18 protein-coding genes and 1 pseudogene are annotated in these 14,508 nt (G+C 44.0%); 12 read left to right on the forward strand and 7 right to left on the reverse strand.

Features of this window, described 5'->3' with window-relative positions:
• The 5 genes and pseudogenes from F6J99_RS30170 to F6J99_RS30190 all read left to right on the forward strand — a co-directional run.
• Positions 1–200, forward strand: a pseudogene (locus tag F6J99_RS30170) (hypothetical protein); the annotation flags it as partial.
• Positions 169–324, forward strand: a complete 156-nt coding sequence (locus F6J99_RS30175; protein WP_293118431.1) for a hypothetical protein — start codon at positions 169–171, stop codon at positions 322–324. The pseudogene F6J99_RS30170 and the gene F6J99_RS30175, both read left to right, overlap by 32 nt.
• A gap of 191 nt (positions 325–515) precedes the next feature.
• Positions 516–671 (forward strand): hypothetical protein, encoded by a 156-nt coding sequence (locus F6J99_RS30180; RefSeq protein ID WP_293118433.1) that lies wholly within the window; start codon positions 516–518, stop codon positions 669–671.
• Between the two features lie 87 nt (positions 672–758).
• Positions 759–1,844, forward strand: a complete 1,086-nt coding sequence (locus F6J99_RS30185; protein WP_293118435.1) for a pentapeptide repeat-containing protein — start codon at positions 759–761, stop codon at positions 1,842–1,844.
• Between the two features lie 259 nt (positions 1,845–2,103).
• The gene (locus F6J99_RS30190) at positions 2,104–3,066 is read left to right on the forward strand and encodes a hypothetical protein (protein ID WP_293118437.1); all 963 of its coding nucleotides are present in this window, start codon (positions 2,104–2,106) and stop codon (positions 3,064–3,066) included.
• An 82-nt stretch (positions 3,067–3,148) separates the two neighbouring features.
• Here the strand turns inward: F6J99_RS30190 and F6J99_RS30195 are convergent, their stop codons facing one another.
• Positions 3,149–3,370 carry a helix-turn-helix transcriptional regulator gene (locus tag F6J99_RS30195; RefSeq protein WP_008188939.1) on the reverse strand — a complete coding sequence of 74 codons (222 nt, stop codon included), beginning with the start codon at positions 3,368–3,370 and terminating at the stop codon, positions 3,149–3,151.
• Positions 3,371–3,632: 262 nt separating this feature from the next.
• Here F6J99_RS30195 and F6J99_RS30200 point away from each other — a divergent pair, with 262 nt between their 5' ends.
• Both F6J99_RS30200 and F6J99_RS30205 read left to right on the forward strand, forming a co-directional pair.
• Complete coding sequence (locus F6J99_RS30200) at positions 3,633–3,920, forward strand: hypothetical protein (protein ID WP_293118439.1); 288 nt, start codon at positions 3,633–3,635, stop codon at positions 3,918–3,920.
• Positions 3,921–4,360: 440 nt separating this feature from the next.
• The gene (locus F6J99_RS30205) at positions 4,361–5,167 is read left to right on the forward strand and encodes a class I SAM-dependent methyltransferase (RefSeq protein ID WP_293118441.1); all 807 of its coding nucleotides are present in this window, start codon (positions 4,361–4,363) and stop codon (positions 5,165–5,167) included.
• 34 nt (positions 5,168–5,201) lie between these two features.
• On the opposite strand, the gene F6J99_RS30210 is transcribed toward F6J99_RS30205, so the two are convergent.
• Complete coding sequence (locus F6J99_RS30210; protein WP_293118443.1) at positions 5,202–5,330, reverse strand: hypothetical protein; 129 nt, start codon at positions 5,328–5,330, stop codon at positions 5,202–5,204.
• A gap of 129 nt (positions 5,331–5,459) precedes the next feature.
• Here F6J99_RS30210 and F6J99_RS30215 point away from each other — a divergent pair, with 129 nt between their 5' ends.
• Positions 5,460–5,858: a hypothetical protein gene (locus F6J99_RS30215; protein ID WP_293118445.1), complete on the forward strand. Its 399-nt coding sequence runs from the start codon at positions 5,460–5,462 to the stop codon at positions 5,856–5,858.
• 16 nt (positions 5,859–5,874) lie between these two features.
• Here F6J99_RS30215 and F6J99_RS30220 read toward each other — a convergent pair whose 3' ends face one another.
• The 3 genes from F6J99_RS30220 to amt are packed head-to-tail and all read right to left on the reverse strand — an operon-like array spanning position 5,875 to position 8,804.
• Complete coding sequence (locus F6J99_RS30220) at positions 5,875–6,012, reverse strand: hypothetical protein (RefSeq protein WP_293118447.1); 138 nt, start codon at positions 6,010–6,012, stop codon at positions 5,875–5,877.
• A 57-nt stretch (positions 6,013–6,069) separates the two neighbouring features.
• Positions 6,070–7,224: a serine/threonine-protein kinase gene (locus tag F6J99_RS30225; protein ID WP_293118449.1), complete on the reverse strand. Its 1,155-nt coding sequence runs from the start codon at positions 7,222–7,224 to the stop codon at positions 6,070–6,072.
• 32 nt (positions 7,225–7,256) lie between these two features.
• The gene (gene amt, locus F6J99_RS30230) at positions 7,257–8,804 is read right to left on the reverse strand and encodes an ammonium transporter (RefSeq protein WP_293118451.1); all 1,548 of its coding nucleotides are present in this window, start codon (positions 8,802–8,804) and stop codon (positions 7,257–7,259) included.
• A 616-nt stretch (positions 8,805–9,420) separates the two neighbouring features.
• Here amt and F6J99_RS30235 point away from each other — a divergent pair.
• Entirely contained in the window at positions 9,421–10,209 is a 789-nt protein-coding gene (locus tag F6J99_RS30235; RefSeq protein WP_293118453.1) for a pentapeptide repeat-containing protein, read from the forward strand.
• Positions 10,210–10,276: 67 nt separating this feature from the next.
• Here the strand turns inward: F6J99_RS30235 and F6J99_RS30240 are convergent, their stop codons facing one another.
• Together F6J99_RS30240 and F6J99_RS30245 are read right to left on the reverse strand one after the other, a co-directional pair.
• Positions 10,277–11,158, reverse strand: a complete 882-nt coding sequence (locus tag F6J99_RS30240; RefSeq protein WP_293118455.1) for a MarC family protein — start codon at positions 11,156–11,158, stop codon at positions 10,277–10,279.
• 265 nt (positions 11,159–11,423) lie between these two features.
• A complete protein-coding gene (locus tag F6J99_RS30245; protein ID WP_293118457.1) occupies positions 11,424–12,008 on the reverse strand; it encodes a cupin domain-containing protein in 585 nt (194 codons plus the stop codon).
• Between the two features lie 148 nt (positions 12,009–12,156).
• Between F6J99_RS30245 and F6J99_RS30250 the strand changes: the two genes are divergently transcribed.
• The 3 genes from F6J99_RS30250 (at position 12,157) to F6J99_RS30260 (ending at position 14,425) form a co-directional block, all read left to right on the forward strand.
• Positions 12,157–13,398, forward strand: a complete 1,242-nt coding sequence (locus F6J99_RS30250; RefSeq protein ID WP_293118459.1) for an AraC family transcriptional regulator — start codon at positions 12,157–12,159, stop codon at positions 13,396–13,398.
• 204 nt (positions 13,399–13,602) lie between these two features.
• Positions 13,603–14,229, forward strand: a complete 627-nt coding sequence (locus F6J99_RS30255; protein WP_293118461.1) for a restriction endonuclease subunit R — start codon at positions 13,603–13,605, stop codon at positions 14,227–14,229.
• 55 nt (positions 14,230–14,284) lie between these two features.
• On the forward strand, positions 14,285–14,425 hold the full coding sequence (locus F6J99_RS30260; protein WP_293099711.1) for a hypothetical protein: 141 nt from the start codon (positions 14,285–14,287) through the stop codon (positions 14,423–14,425).
• Positions 14,426–14,508 lie beyond the last annotated feature (83 nt).

Below are 14,508 nucleotides of genomic sequence, written 5' to 3' on the forward strand. Positions count from 1 at the left end.
GGAGATGGGGAGATGCTTACAAGGGTAGGTTTTTTAGAAAGGGGCGAGTAGGTACTTTTATTGTCTTGATGCAAAGGGCGAGTGGGGGAAACCACGGCAAAGCGCGAGTGGCGCATGGGTCTGTGTGGGGAGGTGTGGGAGGTGTGGGAGGTGTGGGGAGATGGGGAGATGGGGAGATGGGGAGATGCTTACAAGGGTAGGTTTTTTAGAAAGGGGCGAGTAGGTACTTTTATTGTCTTGATGCAAAGGGCGAGTGGGGGAAACCACGGCAAAGCGCGAGTGGCGCATGGGTCTGTGTGCGGAACTTGCTTCCGCACCTTGTAAGACCCGTGGGAACCCCCACAGGTCGGCGCTGCCTCCCCAAGACCGCGCTGCATCGCTACGTATAAATTCATCAAAATATGTATCAAAATACATAAGTATGTCCGAAAAAAAATCTACCCATATGTATCAAAATACACAAGTATTTCCGGGGAAATTCTTCAGGTGCGACCCGTGGCGAATTTAATAATTAGATGGGGAAAGCGCACCTACCATTTCCCGCTTCTGACGACTCCCGATTCCCGATTCCCGACTCCCGATTCCCGATTCCCGACTCCCTGTATATAGATATAGCTCGTTGGTTAGAATTTTTGATTTATTCACATAATATTCACAAGATGATGATTTAATCAGTTCTACCAGTTGAGTCAGTCAAGATAATACAAGAGATGAAACTGAAGGTAAACCCGCCCAACAATCACCCTTTACGGTTTAAAATGGTTGTTTTTTTTATTTATAGTGGCTTAGTCTACTTAGGGATTGCTTCGTTATATTGGTTTGTGGTTTTTCCCATAAATTTTATTGATGGATTTATTGAAAAATCCCAACTCAATAAACTCTTTTTTTTTGTCAATAAAGTAGAACAAAAAGACCAAGTTTTGTTTTTTATAGCTGTTGTAATAATGGCGATTGGACTAGGGATTTTGCTTAAACTTTACTACTTAAACAAAGGGTTATGGAACCTATCCAAAACTGGTAGAACTGTCAAGACTCCTATCGGTACAGAAGACAAGCAAATAATTCAATGCTTGAATAATGCCCTGGGGTGGCTGAGTTCTGATCAGATTGTCCTGCGGCTAGGTGGAATTTATGCCCTAGAACGAATTGCTAAGGTTTCTGCCGAAGACCACTGGAAAATTATGGAAATTTTATCGACGTTTGTGCGATATCAGTCCCCGTGGAAGATTCATGTAGAGCAGCAAAAGCAAATAGATGAGTTATCCATTCCTGATCAAATTGCACAAGGCCAAAAACTTCCCATTGATATTCAAGGTGCCCTGACGGTTATTGGCAGACGCGACAGCTCAAAAGAGCTTGAAGATGAAAAAATTGATTTACGTCACGCCACACTGATGGGGGCAAACTTAACAGAAGCAAACCTCCAAGAGGCATACCTTAATGCAGCCAAACTACAAGGAGCTTGTCTTAATCAGGCTAATCTAAAAGGAGCATCTGTGATCGGAGCCAATCTAGAAGGGGCAGACTGTAATCAAGCTAACCTCCAAGGAGCATACTTGATAAAAGCTAACTTGACAGATGCTTGCTTATTTGATGCTAACCTAGAAGGGGCATTTCTCAGGAGAGCTAAGCTAGAGAAGGCAATCCTCTGGAATGCTAATTTACAGCGGGCATCGTTGATTCAAGCTAACTTGCAAGAGGCAAATTTAGAGGGAGCTAATCTCGAGGGTACAGATTTAAGAGGGGCTAACCTCCAAGGAGCTAAAAATATGACCCAAAAGCAGATTGAATTGGCACAAATAGATAGCGAAACTATTTTACCAGACTACCTGATTAGGAATTAATATTAGTATAATAAATTGGCTGTATTTTTAGGAAACAGAAGACATAAATTATATCGGGTGCATCTTATATTTATTTGTAAAAATATCATCCCTCAAGAATTCCATTTAGATAATTTTTGATGCCATATTCCCTACTCCCTACTCCCTACTCCCTACTCCCTACTCCCTACCAGGAATCGATGATAGCGGTCGGGTAGGGTACGCGATCGCATAAACTGATGGAATCATCGATCAAATTCCACAGAAGAGAGGCTGATCCGTGGCTACGGACTACATTTTGTTTATACATGGTGTTAATACTCGCCAAGATCGAGAAACACCCGAATACGCTGACAAGCTTTTCGATCTGATTCAATCTAATGTTGAGTCATCTGTTCAACTCAAAAAGATCCCTCTGTACTGGGGTAATGTGGTGATTGAGCAGGAGAAGGAACTCCTAGGAGCATTGAAGGCATCGAAGGTGTGGAATGAGTTCTGGTTCACAGACTTCCGTAAAAAGCAAATCTTACAATTCGTTGGAGACGGGGCTCTCTACCTCAGCAGACATGTTAGCTCTCTGGCTATTGAGCAGATGAGTAAACAAGCCTATCAGGGATTGGAGGGATACCAGGATCAAGACCGTTTGCACCTAGTTACTCACAGTTGGGGAACGATTATCCTATTTGATGTGTTGTTTGCTAGTCGATGGGATGACCCAACTATACCTGGTCATGAGAGTATTCAGGGGATTCGCAAAAGCATTTTGGGCATCGAATCTGAGCTTGACAGTGCCATTCCTCTGGCTAGTGTTCATACCATGGGTTCACCGATTGCCCTATTTACTCTGATCCATATTGTTGGCAAAACCAGAGATGGCAGTACCCATGATATTAGTTCCAAATTAAAGGAGTTACTGGCAATTCTGACTCAACAAGGAGTGGCGTTACCCTGGCAAAACTTTCTACATCCGGGGGATCCCATTGCTTGGCCCCTAGAAGGAGTGTTGCCAAAATTAGTAGATGAGTATGACAAAGTCATCAAACTTGAAGATGTACTGACGTACGGTTCTGGATTATTAGAAAATGTCGCTAAACCGGTAAAATCGACATTTTTAGCATTAATAAATGGTGGAAGTGCTCACGACAGCTACTGGACTAGTCAGAAGGTGGCTAAAAAAATTGCAGAGACGATTCACCAGACAGCTAAGGGCTCCTATATTTTGGGCCCATCCATAACGCGCTGATGGCTAAGGCTCAAGGAAAATTACGGATTACCGGTTACCGATTATCGATTACCGATTACCGATTACCGGTAAATTCCCCGTTTTAGGGATCTTGTTCATCCTCTTGATAGACTATCAAGTCCCCTGGTTGGCACTTGAGGGCTTTGCACAGGGAGTTGAGTATGTCTTCGTCAATTCTAGGTAGACGGCGATGCCGTTTTAGCCTGGAAACGGAGTTAGGATGCTTTCCAATTATCTCAGCTAGATCTTTGTTGCTGATGTTGCGCTCAGCCATTACTACTGCCAATTTCCAGTGAATTACCACTTTAGTGTTTAACCTCTTACCATACTAAACGCTCGTTACGTTTGATTGTAACCTCTCGCAGCATGAATTGTTGAAAATAATACTTCTAAAATTTTTTTTTAAACTCAAAGTGTTGACAAAGTTGCCAAGATAGGATATACTATAAAAGTACGCAGTTACAGTGATTGGCAATCAAAGGCCAGCACAAAGCGATCGCACTCTATGGCTCGACAACCTCTGTGCGATCGCTATTCCACCACCAAGAAAACAAGGTGATATATAAATGGTAAACCCACGTTCCTGTCTTGATGCAATAGCGAGTGGGGGAAACCCCCAAGACCGCGCTGCATCGCTCCCAGAGCTAATCAAAGCTCCAATCTATGATGTCCCTCAGGGCAAAACCCCAGTCCGCCTCCTCGCCTGTGGTGTACCCAAAGGTGTTGAGAGTGTAATTAACCAATTGCACGTGCTTCGCTTTGCGGAAGTGATTGCGTGGACTCCCCCGATTCCTTCTCCTGTCGAGGGTGAGATCATTCGGATTTTGACTCGCTATGTTAATTTGAGGCGATAGGTTTAGGTATAGCGGTTTTAAATTTGGTGAGGTACAGAGTTTCTGCTTTTAGGGAACAGGGAACAGGGAACAGGGAACAGGGAAGAGTAACCCACCCCTAGGGCGTGTTTTCTTGCCTCGCAGATCCCCCATTATCCCCCTTAAAAAAGGGGGACTTTGAGTATGGCTCCCCCCTTTTTTAAGGGGGGCTGGGGGGGATCATAATCTTGCGGAAAACTTTGAAAACACGCCCTAATCCCTCCCAGGAGGGGAAGAGGGAATAGGTAAAAAATCTTGTGTACCTCATTAGGCTAAAAACCGCTATATCACTTTTTCAACTCCCCGCGCCCTGGCCTTGCGCCCGGGTCCCACACCTCCGTCTCTTTCCCTGTTCCCTGTTCCCTGTTCCCTGTTCCCTTTTACCATCAATCCTATGTTTACATTTCAACTAAACATGCTATATGACCAATCACAATCAATGGAATGCTGATGATTATGCTAAGAATTCCTCAGCACAGCTCAATTGGGCAAAGGAACTAATTGAAAAGCTATCACTAATGGGGAACGAAACACTCCTGGATATTGGTTGTGGAGACGGAAAGATTACTGCTGAATTTGCCAGTATTCTTAAAAACGGTAGTGTTTTAGGAATTGATTCATCCAAGACTATGGTTGAGTTAGCTCGGAAGACATTTCCCCCAGTAGAGTATCCTAATTTAGAGTTTAAACTTATGGATGCTACAGCGATTAACCTCAACCATAGCTTTGATGTTGTCTTTTCTAATGCTGTCTTACATTGGATCAATGACCATAGTTCAGTTTTAAAAGGCGTTCGTAATCACCTTAAACCTCACGGAAAATTACTGTTTCAGATGGGAGGTAAAGGTAATGCTAGGGAATTACTGCTGATCATAGATGAAATTATCAATGCTCCAGACTGGAAAGAGTATTTTATAGGCTTTACCTTTCCTTATTCATTTTATGGCATTGAAGAGTATCAAAGATGGTTACCAGAAAATGGATTTAAAGCTGAAGGTGTGCAGTTGATTCCTAAAGATATGCAGCATCAAGGCAAAGAAGGATTGAAAGGCTGGTTAAGAACAACCTGGTTTCCCTATACCAATAGACTTCCTCAGGAGTTGAGAGAAACATTTTTGAATACTGTTGTGGATAGGTACATCCAGCGCTATCCAATAGATACTCAAGGGTTAACTCATGTCAAAATGGTTCGCTTGGAAGTTGAGGCTTATGCTATTGCGTCAAGATAGGCAAGAGGCAAGAGGCAAGAGGCAAGAGGCAAGATTAGGAGTAAGCATTCAGCTGAGCACTGACCACTGACCGCTGACCGCTGACCGCTGACCGCTGACCACTGACCGCTGACCGCTGACCGCTGATCGCTGAATGCTTACTGATATTGAAAATTTCCTGCATAACTATTGGTGATTACCCCGATAAGTCTATAGATACTTAGAAATCAGCTATTAGCACTCAGCATTCAGCAGCTAGTGCCTTAGCTGCTGAATGCTTACCTTGTCAATCTTTAGAATCGGGTGTTCAAAAATGTCACAGAAAAACAATACCGTTACTGGTGATCAGCCCAAACCAATTATTGCTGATACTTACCGATATCAGTCCGAATACTACCATAACCGTCACCCAATCTCCGTCAACCGTCAAGCCTCAACCATTAACCGTCAAGGCTCAACCATTAACCGTCACCCAATCTCCGTCAACCGTGAAGAGCAAACCATTAACCGTCAACCATATATAGGTGATCCTAATGTGTTTTGGTTTTCAGAAATGGGCAGTGAGTGGAGTGCGACGATTAGAGAAGCGTGCTGGGAAACAATAAAAGAACCGATTGAAGAAAAAGAGGATTTATCTGAGGATGAGAAAGGCGTTTCTACAATTGTATCAGCTTTGGCTTTATTGGGGATGATTGCTCTGGCTCTTATTTAAATAAGACATAAAAATCCTAATTGTTACCGTTACGGGATTTTCTCATCTGGTCTAGAAGAGCACTAACATCTTTATATTCCTGAGCGATGATATCATATTCCGGAAGATTTTCGATGTCGAAGTTCTGAACTAGCCTTTGCTGAATTTCCTCCAACTTTTCAATTCCCTTGCGAACTCCTGGCTCTCCGCTTCGAGCTAATACGTCTTGAGCCTATCTACGGGTTAGTTCACTAAAGAGTTCTTCAAATTCTTTGTTTCCTTGATACTTGTTTTTATTTTGCTCAAATAGCTCAAGGACTTCTTCTAATGTTTGTTTATCTCTTTCATCAGCAAACTTCCTAATCGCAGATAAACCTTTATCTTCAAGTTGTGGCCATTCCGTGCTACTTGGGGGATAAGTAATAGGTGGATTAGGCTGATTAGGTGGATTATCTATCAATTGAATGACAACAGCACCTAATAGCAGCAAAACGAAGATAACTCCAATCACCCATCTTGAAATATCAGTTAGATTCATTTCTTGTGAAGGCTCTAGTAAGTTTAGCCATCGTGAGATTGACTGAGGTCTTCCCTTTGCATCTAATTCCATCCCTTTGAGAATTGCTCTTCTTAAAGCTGGGTTGCTGACGAATTTTTCGGTATCTTGTTTTTGAGGGTCTCTTTTATATATTTGGATTTCACTTTTCCTGTCTCTGCTACTAACTGGTTTTTGTCCAGTTAACAAAAAATAGAAAGTGGCGGATAAGGCATGGATATCAAGTGGTGGGCCTGCTCTAAAGCGGCGTAGTTGTTGCTCGGGTGGAGCATAATATTCAGACCATAGTTGTGTTACTTCTATTGTCCGGTCAGTAACAAATTCCCGGGCGATCCCAAAATCAATCAGTATTGCTTCTTCGGTTCCATGTCTTACCATAATATTACGAGGGTTGACATCTCTATGAATCAAATTTACCTCATGCATTGCTTCGAGGGCATTGGCAACTTGCCGAATATATTTGATGGCTTGTTCTTCTGGAATTCCATTCCCTGGTTGAGTGAGTTTCTCTAGGGTCTCTCCCTCGATATATTCCATCACCAGGCAAGGACGGTTTATGGTCTGGTCATAGAAGTACTCTATGAATTTAACAATATGGTTATGGTTAAATTGCTTGAGTCGCTTCGCTTCATCTTTAAATTTTGTTTCTCTTGCGCTTCTTTCATTCCCGGTTAATTCCTCTTTTCCAATTTTTATGGCAACAATCTCTTCCTGACCATTGCGTAACTGACGAGTGGCTTGGTAAGTCGTTCCAAAGCCCCCCGTTCCTAATTCACCTTGGATGGTATACCTGCCCTGTTTCAGAGGATATCCTGGTTCTAAGCTTGTCATTGGGTGTTTTTTATTTAATTGTTGTTGCTAATCTATTCCAAATCCTCTAGTTTTTCCCATAACCTATCGATTTGCTCTTGGTAAACATCTTGAACTTTGTCTTCAAAGGTGGATTTGTCCAAACCGTCTTTTTCTTCCTGTTTGGATACTCTAATCCCACCAGGCATGACGTGAGCAAGTACATACAAAATAGCTCTACTAGATAGTAAAATAAAAATAATAACAGTAACAGCACCTAATCCTTGCACGATCAGTTGACTGGGGTTCCCTGTCCACAAGAATCCTTTAGCAGGACCATTTCCAGAAGTGTAAGCCCAGGCCAATTTACTGTCTGGTCCGATGCTAAACAATCCCACCGCCAGGGTTCCCCATAATCCACAACCACCGTGAATCGGAATAGCACCAACTGGGTCATCAATTTCCCACCAATCTAATAGTTCAGTAAAAAGGGGCACCAGGATTCCTCCCCCGACAGCCCCAATCAGTGCTGCATTTAGGAAACTAACGTAAGCGCAGGGTGCGGTGATGCTAACTAATCCCCCCACAATGCTATTGATGATAAAAGCAAGATTAGGTTTACCGTATCTGACAAAGCAAAAGATAATTGAGCCAATTGCACCGGCTGCGGCTGCTAAAGTAGTGGTTAAAACAATGTGAGGAATGGCGGGGGAAGTGGCCTCTAAGGTAGAGCCAGCATTAAACCCAAACCAACCTAGCCAGAGAATCAGACATCCCAAGGTGGCAAGGGTGGTATTATGCCCGTTTAAGGGTTCAATTTTCTTCTTAAACTTAGTTTTTTGTCGTGGCTCAAGTTTATCGAACTCTGATGGCTCAATGTCGCAATATTTATCAGCCCGTGCCCCCAGGGCGATGGTTCCCATCAAGCCAGCAGCTCCTCCTACGGTGTGGACTACCGTTGAACCGGCAAAATCCCAAAATGCTAATTTCTCAGACCCTCCGAAAGCGATATCGCTCAGCCATCCAGACTTCGACCACGCCCAATGTCCGGTGATGGGATACAAAAATCCCACTAGCAAGAAACTGAAGAGTAGAAAGCTCGCAAATCTCATGCGCTCGGCCACCGCTCTAGAAACAATGCTTGCTGCGGTGCCAGCAAATACTAATTGAAAGAAAAACTTGGCTTCCCTCATAGCCAGAGAGTCATAATAACTGAAGTTAAAAATATCCTGGCCACTAAAAAAGAACCATCCAGTCCCAATCCCGGGATTGTCACCACCAAACATCAATCCCGCTCCGAAAAGCCAGAAGGCTACGGTGGCTATACTGAACACTACTAGGTTCTTTGCTAGAATATTGATCGCATTTTGCTTGCGACAAAAACCGGTTTCCAATAAGCAGAATCCCGCATTCATAAAAAATACCAAAGAGCCTGCTATCACCAACCAGATCGTGTCCAGAATTTCCTTTAATTTAGGGTCTGTGTCTATTATTGAGGCAGTCTCTTGAGCCACTGCCCCATGACTCCACACCAGCACGACCATCACAGCTAGTGATAGACATAAATAGTTAGACCATACCAACCATCTGGTTTGGCGGTTGGTTTGCTTGAGCTTAGTCATGCCACTGCTTGATTTCCCTAGCTTCTAAAATCCAACTCCTGCTAGATTCAGCTGAGTTTAGGAGAACATGAGTTAACTGTAAATCATCTCTACATCATTAGGTGCCCTGGGAGCTGACTGATACAAAGTAAAGGGAGTCATAGCTTAACCCCCCATCCACTACATCATGGGGCGCGGGGAGTGTGAGGAGTGTGGGGGGAACGCCATAGGAGATATACCTTTATGATAGCTTAATAGAGCAATAGGCACTTATGTATTGACACATTAAAGTCACAAAGAATTGCTAAAACCTCTCAACGGGAAGTTGCTCATGGTAAACCACAGTAGTTGTCCATGGAGGAAACTCCCCTACTCCCTAAAACCTAGGACGAAAGTACCTCAACTAATTGAGAACTGCTATATACTACAAATATAATAACGACTTTTTCTCCAAAGGATACAGGTGATTAGCTTATTAAAAGAGCGTTTAAAGAATGTCTGGGTTCGTGTAGTGATTGCTCTGTTTATTGCTTACGTCTTTCTAGTCGTATTAAATGTCTTGGAGAAAATAACGACTAGGTTATTATATCATACAAATCCAACGAAATAATTTCCCTTACCTAAAGTATTTTTATTCTTGGTCAAGCAACCATTTTTAGTCTTTAAATTGGATAATCTTGAAGGTTTCGCTCTTTTATTTGGAGCGTCTTTTTACATACTAGAAAGTCCAGAGCGCAAACAAAGGATAATCTATGAGGCATGGCAAGTCGTTGATAATGCAGCAGGAGCAGGAGTCCCCACTAGTCATGCCAGAATCAAAGCCCTTGAGGTTTTGAACAATTATGGTGTTTCCATGAGGGGTCTGGATGTGCCAAAGGCTGATTTGAGTGAGATTGACTTGGGGAATGCTCAGCTTAATGAAGCTGATCTCAAAAAGGCCGACCTGAGTAAAGCTAACCTTACTGAAGCTGAGCTCAGAAAGGCCGACCTGACTGAAGCTAAACTCAAAGAGGCAAAACTTGGTAAAGCAGTGCTGATGGGAGCGAAGCTCATTAGAACCGACCTCAGTAATGCTAACCTTGCTGGTGCGCATCTAACACATGCAAACCTCGATGGTGCAGACCTCAAACATGCGAACCTCAATGGTGCAGACCTCAAATATGCTAATCTCAAAAATACGGATTTCACTGGTGCAAACCTCAGAAATGCGAAGCTCAGTGGTCTAGATCTCACAAGTGCAAAGCTTCATGGTCTAGATCTCACCGATGCGGACCTCACTGGTGCAGACCTCACTGGTGCAGATCTAACTAGTGCGAACCTTGAAGGCATCTTGTGGGATCAACAGACAAAGTTGGAAAATGCTACAGGTTTGGACAAAGCCGAGAATGTGCCCGATGCGTTGCGACAAAAGCTTGGTCTGGCATAGGGAATCGGGAAACAGAGGGGAGTGTGGGAAGTATGTAGCGATATAGGGTAATTATGTGGAGATAATCTTACAAGCCTAGAAGAAATTTCAGTGCGATCGCTTCCAGTTTCACTCCCGTCAGAATCATATCCAGTCCCAGAGCCACCTGCATCACCCCAAACACAAAACCAAGCACTCTTAGAGTCACGGGTTTGATGAGATTCAAAAGGGGATGGGCGACCAACATTACCCCTAAGTTGAGTACCATAACCAATAATAATAGCAAAAACATAGAACCCGGAGCAATTGCCATCCGTCCGAACATGGCGCTCATAGTCACCACAACAGCAATGCCATAGGGAGTTAAAATACTCGGAAAAACTAAGGGATTAATGGTTAATTTCAGAGAAGAATTTACAGGAGTAGCATCCTTAGTTGTGGGGGTATTATACTGAGCTAATACTGTTCGCAGAGCCACTAAAAAAAGGATAATACCTGTTGCGATTAGCATTGCTGAGAGGTCAATTTGCCAGGATTTCATAACATTTTGGCAAAGTAGTGCTACTGCAAAAATAACTAAGGTAGATATGCCAAACCCCCGTAAAGCAAGCTGGCGACGCAAGGCCGGATCCGCATTAGCTGTCAGCTTCACAAAAGGTACAATTAGCTTGAGCGGACCGACGGTAAGTAAAAAGATAATCAGGATATTGAATGCCCCAAATCCGTCAAAAAGTTGCTCAAACAAAACTTGAGTTTTAGCATCAATCTCAGCCTTGACCGGTATAGCAGGTTGAACCCTCGATGATTCCATAGCCTGGGCTGAGATTATGGCCGTTTGCCCAATAAAATCCGTTGCAAGGGAGGGAGATGGCGGTTTAGGGATGGTTGCTGTGGCACTGTTAAGTGCTAACATCGAGGCAAAATAAGCCGATGCGATCGCTATCCCTAGAATTCTCAACAACCTACCCATTTCCCTATCTCCCCATTCCTACAAGTAAAAAAAATGGCGTTGCTGAATTAAGGAATGAATGCGCAATCATCTGGTGCATGTTAAAGCCCCCGTTGGTCCCCCAACTTTGGGGGACTTTGAACGTCTTATTCCCCCCAAAATTGGGGGGTTAGGGGGGCAAAACCATACCTAGAATCAGCAACGCCATTAAAGTAGGGTGGGCAACGTTCTTTTATCTACAAAACTGAAAAGAACCAAACAGTTTTTGCCCACCCTACAACATTTTCTAGCGCAACTTCATATTGCTAAACAGCTTTGCCACTGGTTCCGGAAGATTAGGTAGATTGGGTAAGTCCGGAGTCTCGGACATAGCGAGGCCCGTGAGGTTGTTTTCCTTGATCAGCCGTGGAATTTCGTCGAGAGCAAAAACCATGCCCCAGTCCCGCTCTGCGTTTGCCACACCCTTGCGATCGCCCCCCTTCAAGGAGTCAACGAACCCTTCAAAGGTTTCCTGACCTGAAAGCTCAATGTAATGAGCTGGTGTATCCGTGGAGTTCCAGAAAGCATGGACAATGCCCCGTGGCTTTTGGACATAGCTTCCCGCAGGAGCTGTCAACCTTAGTCCATCTGCACCCCCAATCTCGAACACAAGTTCACTGGAGATCACGTAGACCAGTTGATCGCAAAACTTATGGCTGTGGGGTGACAGCAAGTGACCGGGATTGATCACACCCTGCATCACTGAGAAATCACCACCCATGTCTCTGGATCGAGCCATGATAATCATGTCCGTGGCTGTCCTTTCTCCTTCACCAGGTTTCTTGAGGAGATCCTGGGCATCAAATCGATCGTTTACATTATATTCACTCATTGTTCTACTCCTTTAATCTTGCTTTGCTGAAAAATTTCTTGAGTAAATTTAAAAGTGCAACCCTGTCATCAAATGCCTTAAAAATGGCAAACCAATAATGCAGCTGATGGGGCACTATAATGGTGTTGAACTTGTAAGTATTCAGCTTATGTTTCACAGGCTAGAAGCCTGTTCCACCCACGCTACGCGAACAGCTGTCAGCTTATGTGGTCAAAGGCGAGAAGCCTGTTTTAGTACTTTTGCCTTTTGCCTTTTGCCTAAAGCCCTTGCGCGTAGCGCATTAGCTGAATGCTTACTAGCTTTCTATAACCAAAGTGCCACGTTTAACAGAGGTGTGATAAGGACAATGGGCGCACCAAATCGGACATTTCACGACAGATTGCACAAACCCGAAATGCTAGCTAGCGTAGTGGCGAGTACCGTAGCTTATGCAGTGGCACGGGGAGTAGACATGGAACAGATCACTGCCGCCACAGGACTAACCCGTACCGATCTGCTCGATCCCGATGCCCACCTGTCTCAACATCTGGTACCAACGGTATGGCGCTTACTGACCAAGGCTTACCCAGGGGAAGCGATCGCACTCCACATGGCCAGTGCTACTCCCTTCTCATACTTTGGAACACTAGCCTATGGAGCTAGATATGCTGAAAATCTCAGAGAAGCTTTGCAGAACTTAGTGCGCTATCGGTCTGTGTTATCAGATCAACTGCACATCGCCCTGATTGAGTCCTCCTCAGAGGGCATTTTAGAAATGCATCATCCCATGGATGCCGAAGATGGGGGTTGCGCTGCTGAAGTGGGACTAGCTTTGGGGTTGCGCTATATGCGGGAAATTCTAGGAGCAGATGATATCCTTGTGCGCGCGGACTTTACTCACCTGCCCTTCGGAGCAATCCAGGTTTATGAAGAGTTCTTTGGTAGCCCAGTATGCTTTCAACAATCCCACAATGCCCTTGTATTTCGTCAAGGGGCCCTAGACCTACCCACCAAACAGCCTGATCCGGATCTGTTTCGTTATATCCAGAGCCATCTAGACCTGGTGCGAGAACGGTTAGCAGGTTCTAGTAATTCTCCAGAACTATCTAGGATCCGGAATGCGATCGCTCACAATGCTGAACGTTCTGAATATGGTGCAGAGGCACTAGCACGACAGATGAACATGAGTCTTCGTGCTTTGCAACGCTTGACCCAAGACCATGGTATCACCGTTCGGCAACTGTTAGACGAAACTCGTCAAGCAAACGCACAACAGTTCCTGAGTGACCCCAGACTGAGTATCGAAGCCATATCCTGTTTGCTAGGTTACTCAGAAGATCGTGCATTCCGCAGAGCCTTCAAGCGTTGGACCGGGAACACCCCTGCTGAGTTCCGGCGGAATGTTGGTTAAGTATTTTAGTATACCCAATTAAACAGTTATAGCGTTTCTAGGACTCATGAGGTACACAGGATTGTTTCACTCTCGGCTCTTGCCTAATCCCTGCTCCCTGCTCCCTGCTCCCTGCTCCCTGCTCTATCAATTTAAGTCTGAACTAACCTGTAACGTGTAACTTTCCGTTTTTATGCCTTGATCACCACCAACAACTTAACAACAATGGTAGAAACAATTCAAGCTAAAGACGTCACCCTCAAGCAATTAAAAACCCTAGTCAATCTTCAGCTAGTTAACGATAACCAATTCTTTCACGAGTGGCAAGAAAACTTACCAGAAATCAGCGAATTACAACAGCAATTACTAGATGACGTTAAAGCTGGTTATTTTAATTTACTCTATTACCCACCCTTACTAGAAAAAACCGTTAATCTTGCCATCCTATCACCCCTGCTATTTATCGGAAAATTTTATCTGGAACCCTTTCACATCAAAGCCGAAAAAACCGTAGAGATTTCTGTTGATGACCACGGCATGATTGTCAAAGGAAGCATTGATACCCTAGTCTTACATAACGAATTTTGGATGACGATTATCGAATCCAAACAGGCTAGCTTCTCCATAGAAGCTGGACTACCACAAATTCTGGCCTACATGTTAGCTAATCCCAACCCAGATCAACCAAGCTATGGCATGATTACCACTGGTGGTACCTTCATTTTCATCAAACTAGTTAACAGTGAAAAGCCCAGATATGCGACATCTGCTGAATTTTCACTGCGCAATCCCGGAAATGATTTGTATCAGGTGCTTCGGATTCTTAAAAAATTGAGTCACCTAGAGATCTAGTTCTTAAGGGGTAACCAGCAGATTAAAATACTTAATAGCAATCCGTGTAGGAATTGTGATAATTTTTGATGCCATATTCCCAGGGAGTGCGCGTTCACGCTTAGCTTTGAAAAAGCGCGGGGTCGCACCGCTCCCTACTCCCTACTCCCTACTCCCTACTCCCTACTCCCTACTCCCTTTACTATATGTGTTATGACTTACGACAGTACCCTTAAATATTTGGTGGAACAATATCCCCAAGCCTTTACCCGTTGGTTGTGGAACCAGGAACCACCAGAA

Origin of the sequence: Moorena sp. SIO4G3 (assembly GCF_010692305.1) — a bacterium.
Taxonomy (GTDB): domain Bacteria; phylum Cyanobacteriota; class Cyanobacteriia; order Cyanobacteriales; family Coleofasciculaceae; genus Moorena; species Moorena producens_A.